We start from the raw sequence: 21,902 nt of genomic DNA on the forward strand, positions 1-21,902 counted from the left end.
GCACCCCGCCCCTCACGCATGGGCCGCCGCCGGGGAGAGCTGAGCCAGGTCCGGATCCAGCGCGGCCACGATCAGCCGGGCCGCCCCCAGCTCGGCCCCCGCCAGGAGCCCCGGCAGGGCGTCCAAAGCGGTGGCGCTCCACCCGCTGCGCCCCCGCCCGACCGGCCCGCGGGGCCCGAGGTCGCCGGCCAGGGGCGTGCGGTCCCCGAGGTGCCCCAGCGCCGCGCCCGTGGCCGCCAGCCAGTGGTGAACGCGGCCGAGCACGTCCCCGCCGGCCGCGGGCTCGAGCGGTCCGATCCCGCGCGTCATCCAGGCGAGCACCCGCGACCGGCCCACCCGCCGAGCGAACCGCGCATAACCCGCGACCAGCCCGGCATCCGGCCCGCCGGACCACAGCAGCCGGTCGCGCAGGTGCCGCGCGGTGCCCGCGGCCGCCGGCCAGCCCGCCACGGACAGGAACCGGCCAAGGCTGTCGAGATGGGCCGCCGCCCTGCGGCGTTCGGCGGCGTCCCGGGTGACCGGTTCACCCGCCGCCGCGGCCAGCCACGGTGCGTCCCAGAAGCTCCACGCGTCCCGGCAGCCGGTGGTGTCCAGCAGCTTGACCCGGGCCTCCTGGACGACGTCCCCCTGCATGACCGTCTCCACCACCAGCCCGTCCGGCCAGTCGGCCAGCACGGGGCCGAGGGGGACGTGGAGCCGGTCCAGCGTGAGCCCGTCCCGATCGGGCCCGCGACCGGCCATCGGCAACCCGCCGGGGCTCCCCATGTGATGCTGATGGCCACCATCGGAGCCATGCTCATCCTCATCGGGCATCCCCGCCCCGCAGCCGTGCCCCTGCTCGCCGGACATCCCAGGATGGTCCTGGGCGGGCACCCACCCGATGCCCGGATCGGCACCCGCGTCCCACCCGGCGAGCGCCTCCCGAGCCCCCTCCAGCGCCACCCGCACCTGCGCCCCGGTGGCGTCACACCCCAGCACCACCCGCGCCCGAGGCCCGGCCATGTCCGCCCAGACCACCCCGGCCGCCTCGGCCGGCGCTCCATCGGCCCCGCACGTGACCAGCACCCCGGCCGACGCGGGAGAGCGCGCCATCGGCCACCCGGCGGCCTCCACCAGCAACCGCACCCGCGTGCCGTACGGCCCGGCGACCACCAGCAACGGCGGCCGGAAGGCGGCCCGCCGCAGCAGCCACCCCCTCAGACCCACCGCAACGCCCCCTCCCGCCAGGCGTAGACGACCCCGACCATGAGCAGCCCCAGAAAGACGAACATCTCCACCACCGCGACCGCCCCCACCTCGGCCACGACCAGCGCCCACGGGTACATGAAGACCATCTCCATGTCGAAGGCGAGGAAGATGAGCGTGACGGCGTACCACCGCACGTGGAAGCGGGACAGCGCATGCTCGGACGGCCGCCGTCCGGAGAGGTACGGCCCGGCCCGCAGCACGGCACGCGGCGCGAGGACGAGCGAGACCCCGTAGACGCCCGCGATCCCGGCGGCGAGCAGGACGACCACTCCCAGCATTCCCGTCCCCCTCCCAAGCTACTAAGGCCCGTAGTGCCCCGATCGAGCCCAGCCAACCATCCCTTAGTCAGATTTTCCGGACATCTAACCCAGCACTATCTACTATGAATCATCGTAGTTAAGCTAGCGTGTGGGCCATGTCGCAACCAGCGCTGCGCGTCATGGAACTGCGCGACGTGCCAACCGTCGTCCACATGCATCAGGCGGACCTGGCCCAGGGCTTCTTCGTGGAACTGGGCCGGCGCTTCCTGAACCGCTACTACCGCACGTACCTGACCAGCCCCGCCGCGGTCGCCCTCATCGCCGAGCTCGGCGGCGAACCGGCGGGCTTCCTGGTGGGCTGCACCGACGCCCGCGTCCACCGCCGCCACGTCGTCCACCTGGAACGCTGGCGGCTGGCCCGCGCGGGCGCCGCGTCCCTGCTGCGCCGCCCGGACCTGACGGCCAGGTTCGTCCGCACCCGCGCGCAGCGCTACGCCCGCGGCTTCCGCCACCCCGCCCCCGAGGGTACGGCCGGCCGCGCCGGCGTCCTCAACCACGTGGCGGTCCAGCGTGGGCTGCGCCGGTCCAAGGTGGGCAGCGCCCTGGTGGCCGGGTTCGTGGAGATCGCCCGGGTGCACGGGGTGGAACGGCTGAGCCTGCAGACCGAGGCCGGCAACGTGGCCGCCCACCGCTTCTACGCCAACCTGGGCTGGAAACCGCAGGAGCCGATCACCGACGCGGAAGGCAAGACGTGGCTGCCGTTCGCCCTGGACCTGTGACCATCCCGGCGGCCGGCGGAGCACTGGCCCTGGCCCTGACGCTGACCGCCTGCGCCCCGCCCGCCGCGGCCCCCTCCTCAACCGCCACCCAGGACACCGCAACATCCCCCCGGCGATCGGCCCCAAGCGCCGCCGAACCCGGCAGCCGCACGCCCCGACGACCAGGCACGGACCCCACGATGAAACCCGTCCCCTACGACGTGCCCGCCGACGAGCCCGCCCGCCCGGTCAAACGCGCCGCGACCACGTTCCTGGAGACGCTGTTCACCTACGAACCCGGCCAGGCCGGCGACGCGGCCCGCCTGACCGCCCGCGGCCTCCCGGCAGCACCGCTGGCCGACGCCGCGCCCCTGCTGGACGACACCGCCCGGGGCCGCATCCAGGTCGTCTACCCGCAGCTGGGCGGCCTGACCGCCACCCGGGCCTCGATCATGGCGGTGGTCCGTCTCTCCGTCACCGGCGAAGGCGGCGCGCTGACCAGAACCCGCACCCTGGACCTGCGCCTGAAGAAGCAGGGCAGGCGCTGGCAGGTCACCGCCCTGGCCTCCCTCGGCGGCCGCGCCCCGGCCGGGGCGGCGGAGAGCCTCCTGGCGAGAAAGGTCCTGGCCGCCACGAGGATCACGCTCCCGGACAGCGCCCGCTGGGACATCCGGGCCGGCCGGGTGGACGACCGGATCCTCCGCATGCTGCTGCGCCTGTCCCGCGAGCACCGGATCGCGGTGACGGTCCTGGTCTCCGGCCATCCGGAGAAGGTGTTCGGCCGGGCGTCCACCAGCAATCACACCAGGGGCCGCGCGGTGGACATCTGGGCCGTGGACGGCCGCCGGGTGGCCGCGCCGGCCGCGGTGAAGGGCGGCGATCCGGTCAGGAAGCTCATGGAGCGCGCGATCAGCCAGGGCTCGGACGAGGTGGGCGGCCCGTGGTCCTTCGCGGGGGCGTTCACGGACACCGTCCACGAGGACCACGTGCACATCGGCTTCAAGCGCCCGTGACCGCACAGGCGTAGATCCCGGCCAGCCCCACGGCCAGCCCGGCCACCGCCGAACCGGCCAGCCGGGCGGGCCGCCGATCGGCCCGCAGCGCGAGCGCGGCCTGCCGTCCGGTGGTGTAGAGCCCGAGCGCGGCGGCGAAGATCACCCCGTGGTACGGCCCGGCCACCACCAGGACGGCCAGCGCCAGCGAGGCGGCGACCAGGGCCAGCAGGGATTCGAGCAGCTGCGCCGGATACCGCCGGACCCCGACCGTGCGGTCTGAGGCCCACACGCCGAACCGGGACCCGGTGGGCCGCCCCGCGCAGCACCCGCCCAAGAGGCATCCCAGCCGCCCGGCCGCCACGCCGTACAGCAGGCCGGGGGCGGCGGCGTCGAGATACGCGCCGGCGGGCTCCCCGCGCAGGCCGGGCAGCAGCGCGGCGGTGAGCGCGAGGCCGGCCGCGAACCCGGCCGACAGCAGGACGCGCCGGCCGCGGGGGACGACGCCGGGCGGGCGGACCTGCCCGGGGGGCCGGGTCCTGACCGGCCGCCGGTCTCCGGTCAGCAGCCGCCGGCGCCGCCACGACCAGGCGGCGGGATGCACCAGCCGCACCGGCAGCGGCCCGGACGGCCCGTCCAGGCGGACCATCCGCGCGCCGACGTGCCAGACGCCGGGATTGACCTGATCGACGGTGGCGGTGACGGAGACCGGTCCGCCTCCGGCGGGCACGTCCTCGACCCGGACCTCCCGGATGAACCGATCACGCTCCCCGGGAGCGCCGTGCACGCCCAGGCGCCGCCCGGTCAGCCGCAGGGTCGCGGACTGCACGGGCGGCTCCGGGGCGGGCTCGAACCAGTAGGTGACGGCCACGACCTCTTCCACCCTGATTACTATGCATCATAGTAGAAAGAAGCGCCACCGGCCCGCCGCTCACATGCCCACCACGCGCAGGAACGCCCGCACGCGCGGATGCCCGGGCGCGCCGAAGAAGCTCTCCGGCGGCCCCTGCTCGATCACCCGGCCGCCGTCCACGAAGACGACGCGGTCGGCCGCCTCCCGGGCGAAGGCGGTCTCGTGCGTCACCACCACCATCGTCATGCCCTCGGCGGCCAGTTCCCGCATCACCTGCAGCACCTCCGCGTGCAGCTCCGGGTCGAGCGCCGAGGTGGGCTCGTCGAAGAAGATGACCTCGGGTTCCATGGCCAGCGCGCGGGCGATCGCCACCCGCTGCTTCTGCCCGCCGGACAGCTTGGCCGGGTAACAGTCGCACTTGTCCCCCAGCCCGACGCGTTCCAGCAGCGCGCAGCCCGCCCGCGCCGCCCGCTCACGCGGCACGCGGCGCACCGAGACCGGTCCCTCCATCACGTTCTGCAGGGCCGTCAGGTGCGGGAACAGGTTGAACTGCTGAAAGACCATCGCCGTACGGCCCCGCAACTCGCGCACCGTCCTCCGGCGCGGCATGGCGGCGCAGTCGACCCGGGTCCCGCACACCTCGACGGTCCCCGACTCGGGCTGCTCCAGGAGGTTGAGGCAGCGGATCAGCGTGGTCTTGCCCGACCCGGACGGCCCCATGACCACGACCACCTCCCCGCGCGCCACGTCCAGATCGACGCCGTCCAGCACCCGCAGGGCGCCGAAGCTCTTGCGCAGCTCGCGCACCCGCACGACAGTCATGAATACGCCCTTCCCAGCCGCCGCTCCAGCGCCTGCTGGCCGACCTGCAGGCCGGTGTTGACCAGCCAGTAGAGCAGCCCGACGATCAGCAGCGCGTCCATGTACCTGAAGGTCGAGGTGCCGATTCCCTCGGCCACCCGGGTCAGCTCCACCACGGTCACCGCGGAGGCGAGCGAGGTGTCCTTCATCAGCGCCACGAACCGGCCGCCGACGGCGGGCGTGGCGATCCTGATGGCCTGCGGGAAGATGATCCGCCGCAGCGTCTTCCCGTACGGCATGGCCATCGAGGCCGCCGCCTCCCACTGCCCGCGGTCGACGCCGAGCACCCCGGCGCGGAAGTTCTCGCTCAGGTAGGCGGCGCTGAAGAGGGTGAAGGCGATGATCGCCGACGGGATCGGCGGAATCTCCAGCCCTATCTGCGGCAGGCCATAGTAGATGATCATGATCTGGATGAGCAGCGGGGTGCCGCGGAAGACGGAGACGTAGGCGGCGGCCGCCGCCTTGAGCACCTTGACCCCGGAGATGCGGGCCAGCGTGATCAGCCCCCCGAGCACGCTGCCGAGCACGAACGAGATCACCCCGAGCACCAGCGTGACGGCCAGCCCGGCGAGCAGTTCCGGGAAGGAGTCGACGAGGAGATCCATTACAGTCTCCCCAGTTCGGCCGCCATGTCCAGGCCGCCCAGCCACTTGCGGGAGATCGCCGAGAGCGTCCCGTCGGTGATCATGTCGGCGAGCGCCTGGTCCACGGCCCGCTTGAAGCCGTCCGAGCCCTTGGCGAAGGAGATGCCGTTGACCTCGGACTCCAGCAGCGGACCGGCCGGCTTGACGGCCAGGCCGTTCTTCTCGGCCAGGAAGGCGCCCTGGAAGCGGGAGACCAGCGCGGCGTCGGCGCGGCCGCGGCCGACCTCGGTGAGGCCGAGCGTGGCGTTCTCGTAGGTCTTGACGTCGGCGTCCGGAATCGACTTCTCGGCGAACGCGGCCTGGGTGGTGCCCGCCGTCACGGCGACCTTCTTGCCCCTGAGGTCGGCCACGCCGGTCACGGCCGAGGTGCCGGAGACGAAGATGGAGATGCCGTTGACCTGGTAGGGGCGGGAGAAGTCGACCTGCTTCCCGCGTTCCTCGGTGATCGTCTGCCCGGAGACGACCGCGTCGAAGCGGCTGGCCTTGATGCCCGGGATGAAGTTCTGGAAGTTGGACGGGACGAACTCGACCTTGCCGATGCCGAGGCGCTTGGCCAGTTCGTTGGCGACGTCCACGTCGTAGCCGGCGGGCTTGCCGGCCTCGAGGAAGTTCCACGGCGGGTTGGCCTGGGTCTGGGCGACGCGGAGCACTCCGGCGGATTTAACGCGCTGCAAAAGGTCCTTTTCGCCCTGGCCCCCGCCGCATCCGGCGAGGGCCACGAGCACGAGCACGGAGACGGGGATCGTTCGGGAAAGGATGTGCATCTTTCCACCTCAGACACCGTATGGGGGGTACCTGAGGTCCACAGTCCCCCCACCCGGCATTTCCGTCAAGTACCCGTGGGGGGTAATTTTTGGTCAGCCGGAAGTGGGAATGATGTCCGTCTTGTCAGGTCCGGTGGATTCGTGCCTCGGGTGGCGGCGCGCCAGCCGTACCACCAGCAGGGCGAGCACCGCCCCGCCGAGGCCCGCCGGCAGCAGCGTATAGGCGGGCAGGCCCGCCCCCGGACCCGCCCAGGAAGCCGGCCCCGCCCCGCCCGCCGAACCAGCCGCCCCCGGAGCGGCGCTCTCCGTCGCCGCGGCGCCGCCGGCCTGAGCGGCGGCCGTGGCCGGATCCTGGACCGGCCCGCCCTTGCCCGGCGGGAATCCCGGCGGCCGGATCGCGCCCCAGTAGTCCTTGCCGTCGCCCCTCAGGTCCTTGGGCGGCGGGTTGACCTTCAGCGCGCCGGGGACGGTCAGCGTCCCGACGTCGTGCTCCTTGAAGAAGCCCTGGACGCCCTCGACCTTCCAGGTGCCCTCCGGCACGACGATCGAGGTCACGTAGTGCCCGGGCTCCGGCAGCGCCGTGCCGTCGAAGGTCAGCGCCTTGCCCGCCGGGCCGCTCAGCCGCAGCCCGGTCGTGCCGAGGTCGCCCTCGAACGGGTGGGTGCCGTGCTGGAGCACCCAGAAGCCCACGGTGTAGGTGACGCCGGGCCGGAACTGCGCGGGCAGCGGGTCCAGGTAGGTCGCCGCCCATCCGCCGGCACCGGCCGGGGCCGCGAGCCGGCCCACCGCCAGGACCAGCGTGGCGGAGAGCACGAACAGCAGTCTTTTCATGTCAACACCTCCGCAGCTTGTACACCGCGAGAGGGACCGCAGGTTCCGGGTCGTAAACTGGCGTCCATGTATGAAGTCGTCGCCGCCCTCGTCCCGCCCGCCGTCGTGGCCGCGGCCTTCCTGTTCGGGGTCCGTGCCGTCCTCAAGCGGGAGAAGGCCGACCGCGAGCACGAGCGCGCCGAGTCCGCGCCGCAGTAAACCACGACTAGGTAATCCCGCTTCGAGGTCGCAGAATGGAGGCCAGGGCGAGGGAGCAAGGAGACCTGCCCCGTGCCGCCTCCGGACCGCGAGAGCCTGGCTGCGATGCTGGACGTGCTCGTCTACGAGAACGTCCTCGTCGCATGGCGCCGGCGGCCGTTCGGCCGATATGAACTCATCTCCCGTGACGGCGCCGAAATCCTCTTGACCACCGCCCATGCGGAAATGTGGGCGGTGGGCGCGTTCGCCGTCTATTTGGCCCTGGTCGACCAGGGCCGGATCAGCCCGCGCATGCCGTAACCGATATTTCCCCCCGCGTTCACGGAACCCGCGACATAGGTTGGAGTGCAAAACTCAGCCACGCAGGGAAAGCGGAGGATTATGGCCGACGCCGAGGAGCGCCCCAACCGGCTCCATCAGCTCCTTTTCGGAGCCATTTCCATGGCCGGTCCGCGCATTCAGCGCCGCGTACTGCGCAGTTACTTTGATTTGTGGCACCTGCGGCCCGATCCGTGGAGTGTCACGGTGGATCCCTACGAGCGCGCGAAATACGCGGCGACCCTGGAGCAGGTGCCCGGAACGGAATACCGGGCCATCCTCGACATGGGCTGCAGCGAAGGCGCGTTCACGTTGCTGGCGGCGAACGCCTTCCCGGAGGCCGCGACCGTGGGCGCCGACATCTCCGCCCGCGCGCTGCGCCGGGCGCGCGAGCAGGCGGCGCGCACCGGCTCGGGCGCCCGGTTCATCCGCATGGACTTCATGACCGGCGACGCCGGCGGGCCGTACGACCTGATCTTCGTGGGCGAAGTGCTCTACTACCTGGGCAACATGTCCGTGGTGGCCGACCGGCTGCGCGGTCTCCTCGAGCCGGGCGGCCACCTGATCCTCACGCATTCCCGCCCGCAGGCGCGCCTGCTGCACACCCAGTTCGACGGCCACAAGGGCTTCACGTCGGTGTCGAACACGGACGGGGACCACGAGGGCCGTTTCTTCAACGTGGCGGTCTACGAGAGGGTGTGAGGCGTCAGAGGCGCTCCAGCAGCTTGCGCATCTGGGCGACCTCCGCCTGCTGAGCCGACTCGATGGCCTTGGCCAGGGCCTTGGCCCTCGGGTCGGATCCCTGCTCCAGCTCGGTGCGTGCCATCTCGATGGCGCCGTTGTGGTGGGCGATCATGAGCTCGGCGAACATGCGGTCGAAGGCCGTGCCCTTGGCCGCCGCCAGCTTCTTCATGTCCTCCTCCGACATGATCCCGGGCATGCTGTGGTCCATGCCGCCGGTGGGCATGGGCTTGCCCCACTCCTTGAGCCAGCCCTCCATGGTCTGGATCTCCGGGTCCTGGGCGCCCTTGATCTTGGCGGCCAGTTCCTTGATCTCCTTGTCCGCGGCCCGGGTCTCGGCCAGGTCGGCCATCTCGACGGCCTGGCGGTGGTGCGGGATCATCATCTGCGCGAACATGACGTCCGCGTCGTTGAACGCGGCGGCGGACGACGCCGGGGTGCTCGGCGCGGCGCTGGGCGCCGTGCTCGACATGGCGGACATGTCGTGACCTGCACCCGATTCCCCGCTTCCGCAGGCGGTCAGGAAGGCGAGCGCGGCCACCCCCGTGAGGGCGATACGGCTGGTGAACATGGTTGAACTCCCATAAGTCGTGATGTGAAGGCGTGACCGAACCGGCCGGCCTATATGCGCATCACGGAGAGTTCGCTCAGCCGGGGCGGCGCCCGGGCCACGCCGTGGGCCCGCCGTACGCCCCCGGTGGTCCAGCGCGGCGGAAGCGCCACGGCCGCCCACCCGAGGACGGGCGGCGCCGGAAGGACCGTCGAGGTCAGTACGGCGACGCAGACGTCACCGGGATCCAGTTCCGGTAAGTCCGTCGCGGCCGGAGCCCCGTGGGCGGAGCCGGAGGCGTGGGCGCTGTGCCCGAGCGTGTGCATCCCGGACACCCCGAGGACGAGCAGGAAGAGCATCAGCCATCTGCCGAACCGCCGCATCCCGCTCACCCCCAACCCGATAACTATCGAAGATAGTAGCAATGCGAAGGGGCCGGGCAGGCAAAGCCACCCGGCCCCTCAGGCCAAGAAAGTCCCCGTTCTCAGACCACGACGGCCTCGTATCCCACCTCTTCCACGACGTCGATGATCTGCGTGTCGGCCACACCCTCCGCGGTCACGGTCACCCGCCCGGTGGCCAGTTCCACGTCAACCTGTGAGACCCCGGCAACCTTGCCGATCTCACCCTTCACCTTGTTGGCGCAGCCGTTGCAGGTCATCCCGGTCACCGCGAACGTCGTCGTGCTCATCTCGTCGTGCTTCCCTTCTCTCAATACCCCCAACAGGTATACAGGTCCGGCATGGCTTGCGCAACCCATACCCCCTATGGGTATGGTCACTGCCATGCGAACCCTGAACAAGATCACTGTCGTGGGCGCCTCGCTCGCCGGGCTCCGTGCCGTCCAGACCCTGCGCCGCGAGGGCTTCGACGGCGAGATCACCCTGGTGGGCGCCGAGACCCACCTCCCCTACAACCGCCCGCCGCTGTCCAAGAGCGTCCTGCGCGGCGACGACGACATCCTCCTGCCCGGCGCGGAGGAGCTCGGCGACGGCTGGCTGCGCGGCCGCAACGCCGTCCGCCTGAACCCGGCCACCAGGACGCTCACGCTGGACGACGCGACCGAGGTCGGCTACGACGGCCTGGTCATCGCCACCGGCGCCCGCCCCCGCCGCCCCGAGGGCGGCGCCCACACCCTGCGCACGCTGGAGGAGGCCCTCGCGCTGCGCGCGGAACTGGCCCGCGGCCACGAGCACGTCGTGATCATCGGCGGCGGGTTCATCGGCGGCGAGGTCGCCTCCACCGCCCGCGAGCTGGGCCTCAAGGTGACCCTGATCGACGCCGGACGCTACCCCATGCACGCCGGCCTCGGCGACGCGGCCGCCCGGTGGCTGGCCGGGCTGCACGAGCGCAGCGGGGTCGAGCTGATCTCGGGCGTGCGCGTGCGGGCGGTGCACGAAGGGCGGGTCCACCTGGACGACGGGCGCTCCCTCCCGGCGGACCTGGTCGTGGCCGGGATGGGCGTGCTACCCAACACCGAGTGGCTGGACGGCAGCGGCCTGGAGGTGGGCGACGGCGTGCTGGCGGACGAGCGGCTGTTCGCCCGGGGGTCGGCGGAGATCGTGGCCGCGGGCGACGTGGCGCGCTGGCCTCACTCCCTGTACGGCGGCGCGCTGGTCCGCATCGAGCACTGGTCCAACGCCAACGAGCAGGGCGCGGCGGCGGCCAGGAACCTCCTGGCCGGCCCCCGCGAGGCTCAGGGCTTCGCGGACGTGCCCAGCTTCGCCACCAGCGTGCACGGCAGCCGCGTCCAGACCGCGGGCCTGCCGCACCTGGGCGACCGGGCCGACGTGGTGACCGGCGCCCCGGAGGAGGACCGGTTCGCGGTGGCCTTCTCCAGGGACGGCGTCCTCGTGGGCGCGGTGGCCGTGAACTCCCCCAAGGACCTGATCAAGCTCAAGCGCGGCGTGGCCGCGGGTGCGCCCCGGCAGACCATCTACGACGCTTCCTAGTAGAATCCCTGGCATGCGCCGAACTTGTCCCGCAGCCGCCAACCCCGCCTTCACCGCCGTGGACGACGGACGCCTGCCGGCGGTCACTGAGGCAGGTGTGGTGCACGAGTCTGGCGACGGCGGTGCGTCATTCAACGTACTCTTCAGACCGGCGAATACCTAATGCCCCGGAGAGACCTGAATGCCGAAAATGTCGACACCCCGTCTCGCCATCGTGATCGTGACCGCCGTGCTCGGCCTGGCCGTGCTGGCCTATGCCGTACCGGCGATCGCCCTCGCGGGTGACGTGCCCCCGGACACCAAGGTCGCGGGCGTGGACATCGGCGGGCTCTCCCCCGACCAGGCGCGCTCGCGGCTGGAGGCCGAGCTGGGGCCGCACGCCGCGCGCCCGATCGAGGTGCGCGCCGCGGGCAAGAAGACGCGGCTGAAGCCGGAGGAACTGGGCCTGTCCGTGGACGCGGCGGCCACCGTCGCGGCCGCGATGGACGGCGCCTCGACCCCGGCCGGGGTCTTCCGCTCGCTGTTCGGCAGCCGGGTGCTGGAGCCGGTGGTCAAGGTCGACGAGCAAGCCCTGACCGGCCGCATCGCCAAGCTGGCCAAGTCCGTGGACCGCGCTCCGCGCGAGGGCGTGGTCTCCTACCAGGGCCTGGAGCCGCGCACGAGTCCGCCGAAGAAGGGCCTGGCCCTGGACCGCGCGGGGGCGGCGCAAGCCGTACGGCAGGCGTTCCTGAAGGAGGGCGGCCCGCTCGAGCTGACCACGAAGAGCCTGCCGCCCACGGTGCCGGCCGAGGACGTGCGCGAGCTGGCCACGACCACGGCGCGCACCGCGGTCGCCGCGGACCTCACCGTGACCTCCGGCGCCAAGGAGGCGGCGATCACCCGCGCCGAACTGGCCGCCGGCCTGCGCTTCACCGGCGACGACGGCAAGCTGAAGCCGGTCTTCGACGCCGGGCAGGTGGTGGTCGGCCTGGAGAAGAAGCTGGTGGCGGAGAGTCAGCTCCCGCGCGACGCCACGTTCAAGATCGTGTCGGGCAAGCCGAAGGTCGTCCCGGCCCGCGACGGCAAGGGCATCGACGTGAAGGCCCTCGGCCAGGCGGTGGCCGCGGCCGTGGCCGCCGGTGAGCGCACGGCCAAGGCGCCGGTGAAGGTGACGCAGGCCCGCCTGACGACCGAGGCCGCGGGCCGGCTCGGCATCAAGGAGAAGGTCTCCTCCTACACCACCCAGCACACGTGCTGCGCGCCCCGGGTGACCAACATCCACACGATCGCCGGGATCATCGACGGCTACGTGGTGAAGCCCGGGGAGACGTTCTCGCTCAACGGCATCGTCGGCAAGCGGGACACCGCCCGCGGCTTCGTCGAGGCACCGATGATCCTCAACGGCCGCTTCGTCAACGACGTCGGCGGCGGCGTCTCGCAGTTCGCCACCACGATGTTCAACGCGGTCTTCTTCGGCGGCTTCGAGGACGTCCAGCACATGCCGCACATGTACTACATCTCCCGCTATCCGGCCGGCCGCGAGTCCACGGTCTCCTTCCCGCAGCCGGACTTCCGGTGGAAGAACGACTCCAAGTACGGCGTGCTGATCAAGACCTCCTTCACCTCGACCTCGATCACCGTGCAGTTCTGGAGCACCAAACGCTACGAGGTGACCTCGGAGAGCTCCGGCCGCTACAACGTCAAGAGCTTCCCGTCGCTGAGCGAGTCGGGCCCCAAGTGCCAGCCGATGAGCGGGGTCGAGGGGTTCACCATCGACGTCTGGCGCATCTTCAAGAAAGCCGGCTCAGGAAAAGACGGCAAGGTCGTGCGCAAGCAGAAGTTCACCACCGTCTACCAGCCGGAACCCAAGCTCACCTGCGAGTGAGCGCTCACCTGGGCCGGTAGACGCACCGTTGCCCGGTCTGCACGGTGGCACGCAGTTCGGCGCCGATGACCGGGTCCGCCGCGGTGATGCGGGCGATCGCGCGCCGGATCGCCTTTCCCACCGAGATCCTGGCCCGCTCCTCCGGCCCGGTGAACGCGCGGGTGCGCCCGGCCAGCCCGGCCGCCGCCGCGAGCTCGGTGACCAGCCAGTCGTGCTCGGCCCGCAGCGTCGTGGCGCGCTCGAGGTCGTTGAGGGACTCCAGCTCGTCGATGTCGTCCCGCAACTGGGTCAGCCGCTGCTGGTAGGCCCGCTTGGCCTCCTCGTCCAGCACCGGCTGGGCCGCGCCGGGCTCGGCCGCGACCGGCCCGGCCACCAGGTCACCGGCCCGCACCTCGCGCCCGGGATTGTCCAGCAGCGTGGCCAGGTGCCCCATGCCGACGCTGTGGTCCACGAGCACGCTGCGCGTGCCGAAGGTGAGCCGCCACCGCTGCCCGTGCCGCGCGCACCCCACCTTCCCGGTACGGCGGGCCGCCCCGCCTGCCGGGGCGGGCAGTTCCATGCCCAGTTCGGCGGCTTCCTGCGCGGCCAGCTCCAGCTCCCGGTCGGCCGGTTCGCCATGCAGGGCGAGCGCCTGGCCCAGCCGCCAGCGCGAGAGCGCGACCGCGGGCCAGTGGCCGAGCGCGAGGTTGGCGCGGACCGCCTCCCGGAAGTGCGTGATGGCCCGGTCGAGATCGCCGGTGGTCAGGCTGGCGACGCCGAGCGGGTGGTGGGCCGAGCCCAGGCACGCCACGCCCAGACTGGTGATCACCGGCAGGTGCGCGTAGGGGCGCAGCAGCGTGTAGGCCCCGGCCGACAGGTCGGTGTCGCCGAGCAGGTGGGCGGCTTCGGCGACGCCGTACAGGGTGGTGAGCCAGACGCTGGAGCTGGGCAGGGCGGACAGGTCCTGGCCCCGCAGGCGGGCGAGCATGTTGAGCGCCAGGCGGCGCTCGCCCGCCGCCGCGGCGGCCGTGGCGGTGGCGGCGAGGTAGGAGTAGTCCAGGACCCCGAGCACGGGCGAGTTGACCAGCTCGGCCAGGCCGGGCAGCAGCTCGGGCAGGCGGCCCTGGTACCAGCGGATGATCGTCACCTGGCCGCTGGGCCAGCCGAAGGCGTCGACGTCGCCGGCCCGGGCGCCGCGTTCGCCGCTGACGGCGGCCAGGTGCTCGGCGTGGGCGAACCGGCCGGCCCGGATGGCGAGCATGACGTCGACGGCGCTGACGATGAAGCCGACGGCCAGGTGGTCGGCCTCGTCCAGCAGGGCGCGCAGCTCGTCGAGGGAGCGCTCGGCGTGCGGGTGCCCGGCCAGGAACATGTCGACCGTGCGCCACATCAGGCCCATCATCAGGTCGCCGCGCCGCCCGGTCCGGCCCGCCTGGCCGATGAGGTCCTCCGCCAGCTCGCGCCGGAGCCTGCCATGCTCCGGCCCGAGGACGCAGTGGTGGGCCAGGCTGAGCGTCTCGGCCTGCACGACCGGGTCGCCTGAGTGCCGGGCCTGCGTGAGCATGCCCAGGATGGTGGCGTGCCGGCCGGTGCGGTAGTCCTCCTCCCCGCTGAGCCGCGCGCGCAGCCGCAGCGCCAGCGGCGAGCGCGGATCGATCATGGACAGCCCGAGCCGCTGGCGGCACCGGATGCTGTGCGCCTCGGCCGCGGTGCGGTGTTCGTGCACCCAGACTCCGCCCAGGCCGAGTGCCGCTCTGGCCAGCGCCGGCCCGTCTCCGGCACGCTCGGCCTGGTGGTAGGCGGCCTCGAAGTGGCCGCGTGCGGTCTGCAGATCCCCCTCGTGGTGCAGGGCGTGCTCGCCCGCGAGGAGGGAGACCTCTGCGGAGCCGCGGATCCCCCGTTCTTGCACCGTGCTCACAGTTCAACCCTCTCGGTTCACGTGATGACGGGGCCCCCAACCGGTTGAAAATCACACTATAAAATAGAACTTCCGTCTAGATCGAGGGAATAACGGAGAATGCCGCGACCGCGATCAGTGTCCGTGCCCGTGTCCCACGGCCACACCGGAGGGCTTCCCGGCGGGCACCAGGGCGGCCGACACCCCGGCCGCGACCAGGGCTACTATCGCGCATAGCAGCAGCGCCCGGGTGAACCCGGAGACGTCCGCCGCCCCCGGCGCCAGGCTCGCCGCGGCCAGCGTGGAGACCACCGCCACCCCGATCGAGCCGCCCAGCTCGTGGAAGGTGTTGAGCACCCCCGAGGCCACCCCCGCCTCCGCGGACGGGACGTTGGCCATCGTGGTGGTGGTCGCGGTGACGAACGCCGGCCCGATCCCGAAGGCGGCCAGCGTGAAGCCGGGCAGCAACGTGGTCCACACGCTCGCCTCCGGCGAGATCCGGGTCATGAGCGCCGCGCCGGCGGCGGTGAGCAGGAACGCCCCCACCGCGACCGGCCGCCCGCCGATCCGCCCGACGAGATGCCCGCCCAGCTGCGCGCCCACGGTGATCGCGACGGCCACCGGCAGGAACAGCAGCCCGGTGACCAGCGCGTCGTAGCCGAGCACCCGCTGCAGGTAGAGCGAGCCGAGGAAGAAGAGGCCGAGCAGCAGCCCGGTCGCGACGAGCATGAGGAAGGTGCCGGAGACGACCGGCCGCCTGGCCATCGTGCTCGCCCGCATCAGCGGCGCGCGCACGCTCCGCTGGACCAGCGCGAACGCCGCATACGCCAGGGCCGCCCCGCCGAGCGCCACGAGCGTGCCGAATCCGCCCCAGCCCGACTCCCCCGCCGTGACCAGCCCGAACACCAGCAGCCCCGTGGCCAGCGTGACCAGGGCCGCCCCCGGCACGTCCACGCCGCCCCGGCCCCTGGCCGCGCCCGGCCCGACGAGCCGGGGCAGCGCCAGCAGCACGGCCAGCCCGATCGGCACGTTGACGAAGAACACCCAGCTCCATCCGGGTCCCGCGGTCAGCAACCCGCCGGCCAGCACGCCGACCGCGGCGCCGGAGCCGCCGATGGCGCCCCAGATCCCGAGCGCCCGGTTGCGATCCTGCCCGTGATACGCAGCGCTGATCACGGCCAGCGCGGACGGTGACATCAGCGCCGCCCCGATCCCCTGCAGCCCGCGCCCGGCGATCAGCGCGGCGCCGTCCCATGCCAGCCCGCACAGCAGCGAGGCCGGCGTGAACACCCCCAGCCCGGCCAGCAGGGTCCGCCGCGCCCCGAACAGGTCGGCCAGCCGCCCGCCGAGCACCATCAGGCCGCCGAACAGCAGCGTGTAGGCCGTCACCACCCAGGTCAGCGCCTCCCGGCCGAGCCCCAGGTCCGTTCCGATGTCCGGCAGCGCCACCTGCACCACCGTGATGTCCACGATCAGCATGAACTGGGCCAGTCCGAGCAGTCCCAAGACGCGCCAGCGTCCCATGAACGGTCACCTCCATAAGTCGAACACTGATGTTCAAGTTAGCGCATGAAAGTATCCCGTGGAATACGGTAGGGGGGTATGGTGTTGCTCCAGGACAGATGGAGAGGACGGGGATCACGTGAACGGTTACACCGACAACAAGCAGGAGCACCTGCGCCGCCTGCGCCGGATCGAGGGACAGGCCAGGGGCCTGCAGCGCATGGTCGAGGACGACAAGTACTGCATCGACATCCTCACCCAGGTGTCGGCGGCCACGAGCGCGCTGCAGTCGTTCGCCCTGTCGCTCCTGGAGGAGCACATGGCGCACTGCGTCGCCGAGGCCACCCAGAAGGGCGGCGAGGAGGCGCAGCTCAAGGTGAAGGAGGCGGCCGACGCCATCGCCCGCCTGGTGCGATCCTGACCCCCGCGACATCACCCCGATCCGGCAGCGCGAGCGGGTCCGGCCGGCCCGGCGACCCGGGCGTGTGGATGGTCCACTGAGCGGCATGATGCCGCTGCTCGGCTAGGAGAGCGGCGGCAGCCGTTCCGAGTAGAGCCAGGCCATGAAGAAGGCGTCCAGCGACCCGGCGGCGTAGCGGGCGGCCAGTTCGGTGAAGCGGCCGGTGGTGACGGTGCCGTGGCGGTAGCCGTCGGCCCACTCGTGCAGCACCGCGCGGAAGGCGGGCTCGCCGAGCCGCTCGCGCAGCGCGTGCAGGGTGAGCGCGCCGCGCTTGTAGACCCGGTCGTCGAACAGGCGTTTCGGCCCCGGATCCGCCAGCACGAAGTCGGCCGGGCGGGCGGCCAGCCTGGCGTGCCAGCGGCGCGCGTGCGCGGCCGCCGGCTCGCCGCCCGACGCCTCCGACCAGAGCCATTCGGCGTAGCAGGCGAAGCCCTCGTGCAGCCAGATGTCACGCCAGTAGGCCAGCGTGAGGCTGTTGCCGAACCACTGGTGCGCCAGCTCGTGCGCCACCAGGCGTTCCTCGGCGAGCTGGTTCGGCCCGAAGATCGACATGCTCTGCGCCTCGACCGGGATCTCCAGGTCGTCCTCGGTCACCACTACCGCGTACTCGTCGAACGGGTAGGGGCCGAACCATTCACCGAAGACCCGCATCATCCGGTCCTGCCGGGCCAGCGCCTGCCGCGCCCTGGCCATCCCGGCAGCCGGGGCGGCCAGCCGCTGCGGCACCTGCCCGGGCAGCTCGCCGACCTGGTAGCGGCCGATCTGCACGGTCGCCAGATAGGACGCCATCGGCGCGCTCTCGCGGTAGACCCACGTGGTGCGCGATCCGGCCCGCCGCATCGAGGCCAGCCGCCCGTTGCACACCACCGTGTACGGCGCGGCCGTCGTGATCGCGATCTGGTAGGTCGCCTTGTCCGAGGGCCGGTCGTTGCACGGGAACCAGGAGGAGGCGCCGGTCGGCTGGCTGGCCACCAGCGCGCCGTCCTCCAGTTGCTCCCAGCCGAGCGGCCCCCACGGGCTGGGCACGGGCCGGGGGTTGCCGGAGTACCTCACCTCGACGGTGAACGCGCCGCCCTCGGGCAGCCAGCGCCCGGGGTTCACGCGCAGCTTGCCCGCCCGGTGGGTGAACTTGGTCCGGCGCCCGCCGACCAGCACCTGGGCCACGCGCATCGGCGTCCCCAGGTCCAGGCGTACCTGGTCGAGCGGCTCGTTGGCGACCGCGGACAGCGTCGCCACGCCCGCCAGCCGGTTCGGCTCGGGACGGTAGTCCAGAGCCAGATCGTAGTGCCTTACGGAGTAACCTTCATCGCCCCGGTCGGGGAAGTACCGCACCGCTCTCCCGTCGATCACGCTGCCTGATGCCACGCGGCGACCGGGTTGCCGTACCACCGGGTCCGCGCGGGCAGCGCCTCGCCGCGCATCACCAGCGAGGCGGGGCCGATCGTGGTGTTGCTCCCGACCGAGGCCGCGGGCAGCACCACACCGTGCGGGCCGAGTGTGGAACCCTCAGCCAGTTCGACAGTATCGATGCTCATGACCCGATCGTGGAACAGGTGGGTCTGAAGCACGCAGCCGCGGTTGACCGAACTGCCGTCGCCGAGGGTGACCAGGTCGATTTCCGGCAGCCAATACGTCTCGCACCAGACGCCGCGCCCGACCTTGGCGCCCAGGGCACGCAGCCAGGCGTTCAGCGCCGCCGTACCGAGCCAGGGGGTGGCGAACCAGGGGGCGGCCAGCACCTCGATGAAGTTGTCGGCCAGCTCGTTGCGCCAGACGAACGCGCTCCACAGCGGCCGGTCACCGGGCCGGATGCGGCCCATGAGCAGCCACTTGGCGGCGACGGCGACCGCGGCGGCGGTGAATCCGGCGAGGGCCAGCACGACGCCGCCGAGCAGCACGGCGGCGACCGGGTGGGCGTCGCGCGCGATGGTGATCAGCGCCATGACCACGAGCACCGCCAGCCCGGCCGTGGCGACGGCCGGGATCAGGCGCAGGGCCTCGACGAGCGCGCGGGCCACCTTGAAGCGCAGCGGCGGGTCATAGGTACGGCTGGCGTCCCCGCTCTGGGCGGTACGGCGGAGCTTGACCGGCGGCATGCCCAGGTAGGACGAGCCCGCCTTGGCCTTCTTGGGCGCCGCGGACAACACGCCGACCAGGCCGTCCTTGGGGACCTTGCGGCCCGGTGCGGTCATGCCGGAGTTGCCGACGAAGGCGCGCTTGCCGATGCGCACCCGGTCGAGGCGCATCCAGCCGCCGGACAGTTCGTAGGGGGCGACCTTGGTGTCGTCGGCGAGGAAGGCGCCGTCGCCCACCTCGGTCATCGAGGGCAGCGCCAGCACCGTGGACAGCTCGGCGTCGCGGCCGACCTTCATGCCGAGCGCGCGCAGCCACAGCGGCGTGAGCGCGCTGGCGTACATCGGGAACAGCCAGACCCTGGCCATGGCCATGAGGCGCTCGGTCGCCCACGCCTGCCAGGCGATGCGGCTGTGCACCGGGTGGCTGCCGGAGCGCAGGCCGATCGACAGCAGGCGGACGACCATGAGCAGCAGCAGCGCCAGGGAGACCATGGAGACGACGGTGGCGGCGACGATGCCCGCGGGCTCCAGGACGAGGTAGCCCGGCAGCGCGGCGGCCAGCGGGATGAGGCTGAAGGCCATCGCCGACACGCCGTAGACGACGCTCCAGCGGCGGTACCTGGGCGGCCGGGCCCCGGGGGTCGTCTTGCCCTTCCTGACGGCCGGCGCGCCGGCCCAGCGCTGCCCGGCCGGGACCACGCCGCTCACGGAGGAACCCGGAGCGATCTGCGCGTTCTTCCCGATCCTGGTGCCCGGCAGCACGATCGACCGGGCGCCGACCGTGGCGCCCGCGCCGATCTTGATCTCGCCCAGCCGGAAGAGATCACCATCCACCCAGTATCCCGACAAATCAACTTCTGGCTCGATCGCGGAGGCTTTGCCGAGCTTGAGCATGCCGGTGATCGGCGGCAGCGTGTGCAGGTCGGCGTCCTCGCCCACCTGCGCGCCCAGCGCCCGCGCGTAGTAGGTGATCCAGGGGGCCGACGCCAGCCCGCCCACGCCCAGACCGGCCGCGATCTGCTCGGCGAACCACACCCTCAGATGCGTGCCGCCGCCCCGCCGGTGAACGCCGGGCCGTACCTTCCGCAGGACGAGCCGGGCCGTGCCGGCGGCCAGCGCCAGGCGCCCGAACGGCGTCAGGAACAGCAGCGCGCCCGCCGCCACCCACCACCACGACAGCGCGAGCGCGCCCGTCAGGTTGCCGATCGCCAGCGCACCCACCACCCACGGCAGCGCGCGCACGCTCAGCAGCGGCAGCATGAGCGCGGCCTGCGCCAGCGCCGCCCGGCGCGGCATGGGCACGACCGTCCGCGCCGCAGCCTTCTGCCGGGGCGCCTTCTGCGCCTCGAGCCGGTCGGCCAGCGCGGCCAGCGTCGGGTGTTCGTACAGGTCGGCCACCGCCGCGGCCGGATAGCGCTCACGCAGCATCGAGACCAGCCTGGCCGCGGCGAGGCTGCCGCCGCCCGCGGTGAAGAAGTCCGCGTCGGGCCCGCTCACCCGCTCACCCAGCACGTCCTGCCAGCGCTCGGCCAGCCACGCCTGGACGCCGTCGAGCTCCCCGGCCTCCTCGTCGTCCTCCTGCTCCAGCGGCCAGGGCAGCGCGTTGCGGTCGATCTTCCCGGAGGTCCGGGTGGGCAGGTCGGCCACGATCGCCAGCCGCGGGACCAGCGCGGCGGGCAGCGTCTCCTGCAGCAGCTCCCGCGCCTGCCCCGTGTCGAGGTCGTCGCCCACGAGGTAGCCGACCAGCACCTGGTGCCCGGAGGCGGTGATCTTGACCGCGGCGGCGGCGCCGGTCACGCCCGGCAGCGCCTGCAGCGCGGCGTCCACCTCGCCCAGTTCGATGCGCCGGCCGCCCAGCTTGACCTGCTCGTCGGCGCGGCCGGCGAACAGCAGCCCGGCCGGCTCGGCGACCACCAGGTCACCGCTGCGGTAGGCGCGCTCCCAGCCCAGCGACTCCAGCGGCGCGTACTTCTCCCGGTCCTTGTTCTCGTCGAGGTACCGGGCCAGGCCCACGCCCCCGATGACCAGCTCGCCCGTCTCGCCCATGGCGACCGGGCGGCCGTCCTGCCCGACGACGGCCAGGTCCCAGCCGCGCAGCGGCAGCCCGATCCGCACCGGCTCCCCCTTGACCAGCGGCGCCGCGCAGGCCACGACGGTCGCCTCGGTGGGGCCGTAGGTGTTCCAGACCTCCCGGCCCGGGGTGCTCAGCCGATCGGCCAGCTCGGGCGGGCACGCCTCGCCGCCGAAGATCAGCAGCCGCACGCCGTCGAGCGTCTCGACCGGCCAGAGCGCGGCCAGCGTGGGCACCGTGGAGACGACCGTGATCTCGCGCTCGGCCAGCCAGGGCCCCAGGTCCATGCCGGTGCGCACCAGCGCCCGCGGCGCCGGGACCAGACAGGCGCCGTTGGCCCAGGCCAGCCACATCTCCTCGCAGGAGGCGTCGAAGGCCACCGACAACCCGGCCAGCACCCGGTCGCCGGGCCCGATCGGGCTGTCCTGCAGGAACAGCCCGGCCTCGGCGTCCACGAAGGCGGCGGCGCTGCGGTGGCTGACCGCCACGCCCTTGGGCTTGCCGGTGGAGCCGGAGGTGAAGATGATCCAGGCGTCGTCCTCGGGCCGCGGTGGCCGGGCCGCGGACGCGGGGGCCCGCCGTACCGTGAGGGCGTGCTCCGCGCCGATGACCACGGACGCGTCCGCCTCGCCGAAGACCAGCTCGGCCCGCTCGTCGGGGTCGTCGGCGTCCACCGGGACGTACGCGGCGCCCGCGGCCAGGACCGCCAGGATCGCGACGTACAGGTCGGCGCCGCCCGACGGGGCGCGCACCCCGACGCGCTCGCCGGGGCCGACCCCCAGGTCGCCGAGCCGGGCGGCCAGGTGGGCGACCTCCTTGGTCAGCCGGGCGTAGTCGAGGACGGTCGTGCCGTCGTCGATCGCGGCCGCGCCGGGATGGGATCTCGCGCTCTCGTGGAGGAGGTCGATCAGCGTCCGGGCCGGCGGAGCGGCGCTCTCGGACAGGAAGACGGCATCCTGCGGCATCACGGAATGGACTACCAAGGCTCACCTCATGCGTCGACGATGGCGGGCCCCGGATCATGACCTCACGCGCTCTTGTGGCGGGTCGCAGCCCGTGGCGGCGCTCCTCCCGCCGCCGAGC

The 21,902-nt window shown here is 72.6% G+C and carries 22 protein-coding genes; 8 read left to right on the forward strand and 14 right to left on the reverse strand.

All coding sequences use genetic code 11. The features are described from left to right. Positions 1–12 precede the first annotated feature (12 nt). Positions 13–1,206: a hypothetical protein gene (locus FVE25_RS10570; protein WP_157246222.1), complete on the reverse strand. Its 1,194-nt coding sequence runs from the start codon at positions 1,204–1,206 to the stop codon at positions 13–15. Then, entirely contained in the window at positions 1,197–1,526 is a 330-nt protein-coding gene (locus FVE25_RS10575; protein WP_157246223.1) for an NADH-quinone oxidoreductase subunit A, read from the reverse strand. The genes FVE25_RS10570 and FVE25_RS10575 overlap by 10 nt, the downstream gene beginning before the upstream one ends. 137 nt (positions 1,527–1,663) lie before the next feature. Between FVE25_RS10575 and FVE25_RS10580 the strand changes: the two genes are divergently transcribed. Next, positions 1,664–2,287, forward strand: a complete 624-nt coding sequence (locus FVE25_RS10580) for a GNAT family N-acetyltransferase (RefSeq protein WP_157246224.1) — start codon at positions 1,664–1,666, stop codon at positions 2,285–2,287. Between the two features lie 179 nt (positions 2,288–2,466). Further along, a complete protein-coding gene (locus tag FVE25_RS10585) occupies positions 2,467–3,279 on the forward strand; it encodes a hypothetical protein (protein WP_246266895.1) in 813 nt (270 codons plus the stop codon). Here FVE25_RS10585 and FVE25_RS10590 read toward each other — a convergent pair. From FVE25_RS10590 to FVE25_RS10610, 5 genes are all read right to left on the reverse strand, one after another. After that, positions 3,266–4,141 (reverse strand): prolipoprotein diacylglyceryl transferase family protein, encoded by an 876-nt coding sequence (locus FVE25_RS10590; protein WP_157246225.1) that lies wholly within the window; start codon positions 4,139–4,141, stop codon positions 3,266–3,268. The genes FVE25_RS10585 and FVE25_RS10590 overlap by 14 nt on opposite strands. Positions 4,142–4,189: 48 nt before the next feature. Further along, positions 4,190–4,933, reverse strand: a complete 744-nt coding sequence (locus FVE25_RS10595) for an amino acid ABC transporter ATP-binding protein (RefSeq protein WP_157246226.1) — start codon at positions 4,931–4,933, stop codon at positions 4,190–4,192. After that, complete coding sequence (locus FVE25_RS10600) at positions 4,930–5,577, reverse strand: amino acid ABC transporter permease (RefSeq protein ID WP_157246227.1); 648 nt, start codon at positions 5,575–5,577, stop codon at positions 4,930–4,932. The genes FVE25_RS10595 and FVE25_RS10600 overlap by 4 nt, the downstream gene beginning before the upstream one ends. Further along, positions 5,577–6,380, reverse strand: coding sequence for a transporter substrate-binding domain-containing protein (locus FVE25_RS10605; protein WP_157246228.1), 804 nt, complete (start codon positions 6,378–6,380; stop codon positions 5,577–5,579). The genes FVE25_RS10600 and FVE25_RS10605 overlap by 1 nt, the downstream gene beginning before the upstream one ends. Before the next feature lie 93 nt (positions 6,381–6,473). Then, positions 6,474–7,211 (reverse strand): hypothetical protein, encoded by a 738-nt coding sequence (locus FVE25_RS10610; RefSeq protein WP_157246229.1) that lies wholly within the window; start codon positions 7,209–7,211, stop codon positions 6,474–6,476. 66 nt (positions 7,212–7,277) lie between these two features. Between FVE25_RS10610 and FVE25_RS56230 the strand changes: the two genes are divergently transcribed. From FVE25_RS56230 to FVE25_RS10620, 3 genes are all read left to right on the forward strand, one after another. Further along, the gene (locus FVE25_RS56230) at positions 7,278–7,409 is read left to right on the forward strand and encodes a hypothetical protein (RefSeq protein WP_281367838.1); all 132 of its coding nucleotides are present in this window, start codon (positions 7,278–7,280) and stop codon (positions 7,407–7,409) included. 105 nt (positions 7,410–7,514) lie between these two features. Continuing rightward, positions 7,515–7,709, forward strand: a complete 195-nt coding sequence (locus tag FVE25_RS10615; protein ID WP_157246230.1) for a hypothetical protein — start codon at positions 7,515–7,517, stop codon at positions 7,707–7,709. 81 nt (positions 7,710–7,790) lie between these two features. Continuing rightward, positions 7,791–8,429: a class I SAM-dependent methyltransferase gene (locus FVE25_RS10620; RefSeq protein WP_157246231.1), complete on the forward strand. Its 639-nt coding sequence runs from the start codon at positions 7,791–7,793 to the stop codon at positions 8,427–8,429. Positions 8,430–8,433: 4 nt separating this feature from the next. Here FVE25_RS10620 and FVE25_RS10625 read toward each other — a convergent pair whose 3' ends face one another. The 3 genes from FVE25_RS10625 to FVE25_RS10635 all read right to left on the reverse strand — a co-directional run bounded on the left by FVE25_RS10625 (position 8,434) and on the right by FVE25_RS10635 (position 9,709). After that, complete coding sequence (locus tag FVE25_RS10625; protein WP_157246232.1) at positions 8,434–9,039, reverse strand: DUF305 domain-containing protein; 606 nt, start codon at positions 9,037–9,039, stop codon at positions 8,434–8,436. A 50-nt stretch (positions 9,040–9,089) separates the two neighbouring features. After that, entirely contained in the window at positions 9,090–9,401 is a 312-nt protein-coding gene (locus FVE25_RS10630) for a hypothetical protein (protein ID WP_157246233.1), read from the reverse strand. Positions 9,402–9,502: 101 nt separating this feature from the next. Then, entirely contained in the window at positions 9,503–9,709 is a 207-nt protein-coding gene (locus tag FVE25_RS10635; RefSeq protein WP_157246234.1) for a heavy-metal-associated domain-containing protein, read from the reverse strand. 94 nt (positions 9,710–9,803) lie between these two features. Between FVE25_RS10635 and FVE25_RS10640 the strand changes: the two genes are divergently transcribed. Both FVE25_RS10640 and FVE25_RS10645 read left to right on the forward strand, forming a co-directional pair. Further along, positions 9,804–10,970 carry an NAD(P)/FAD-dependent oxidoreductase gene (locus FVE25_RS10640; protein ID WP_157246235.1) on the forward strand — a complete coding sequence of 389 codons (1,167 nt, stop codon included), beginning with the start codon at positions 9,804–9,806 and terminating at the stop codon, positions 10,968–10,970. A gap of 190 nt (positions 10,971–11,160) precedes the next feature. Next, positions 11,161–12,834, forward strand: coding sequence for a VanW family protein (locus tag FVE25_RS10645; protein WP_181019524.1), 1,674 nt, complete (start codon positions 11,161–11,163; stop codon positions 12,832–12,834). A gap of 4 nt (positions 12,835–12,838) precedes the next feature. Here the strand turns inward: FVE25_RS10645 and FVE25_RS10650 are convergent, their stop codons facing one another. Beyond that, positions 12,839–14,731, reverse strand: coding sequence for an ATP-binding protein (locus tag FVE25_RS10650; protein ID WP_246266897.1), 1,893 nt, complete (start codon positions 14,729–14,731; stop codon positions 12,839–12,841). Between the two features lie 114 nt (positions 14,732–14,845). After that, positions 14,846–16,234, reverse strand: a complete 1,389-nt coding sequence (locus FVE25_RS10655; protein ID WP_157246237.1) for an MFS transporter — start codon at positions 16,232–16,234, stop codon at positions 14,846–14,848. Positions 16,235–16,352: 118 nt separating this feature from the next. Between FVE25_RS10655 and FVE25_RS10660 the strand changes: the two genes are divergently transcribed. Beyond that, positions 16,353–16,634: a metal-sensitive transcriptional regulator gene (locus FVE25_RS10660; protein WP_157246238.1), complete on the forward strand. Its 282-nt coding sequence runs from the start codon at positions 16,353–16,355 to the stop codon at positions 16,632–16,634. Between the two features lie 102 nt (positions 16,635–16,736). Here the strand turns inward: FVE25_RS10660 and FVE25_RS10665 are convergent, their stop codons facing one another. Together FVE25_RS10665 and FVE25_RS10670 are read right to left on the reverse strand one after the other, a co-directional pair. Further along, positions 16,737–18,023, reverse strand: coding sequence for a M1 family metallopeptidase (locus FVE25_RS10665; protein WP_157246239.1), 1,287 nt, complete (start codon positions 18,021–18,023; stop codon positions 16,737–16,739). Next, positions 18,020–21,784, reverse strand: a complete 3,765-nt coding sequence (locus FVE25_RS10670; protein ID WP_157246240.1) for a Pls/PosA family non-ribosomal peptide synthetase — start codon at positions 21,782–21,784, stop codon at positions 18,020–18,022. Before FVE25_RS10670 ends, FVE25_RS10665 begins: the two co-directional genes overlap by 4 nt. Between the last annotated feature and the right edge of the window lie 118 nt (positions 21,785–21,902).

This window comes from Nonomuraea typhae (assembly GCF_009760925.1).
Taxonomy (GTDB): Bacteria; Actinomycetota; Actinomycetes; order Streptosporangiales; family Streptosporangiaceae; genus Nonomuraea; species Nonomuraea typhae.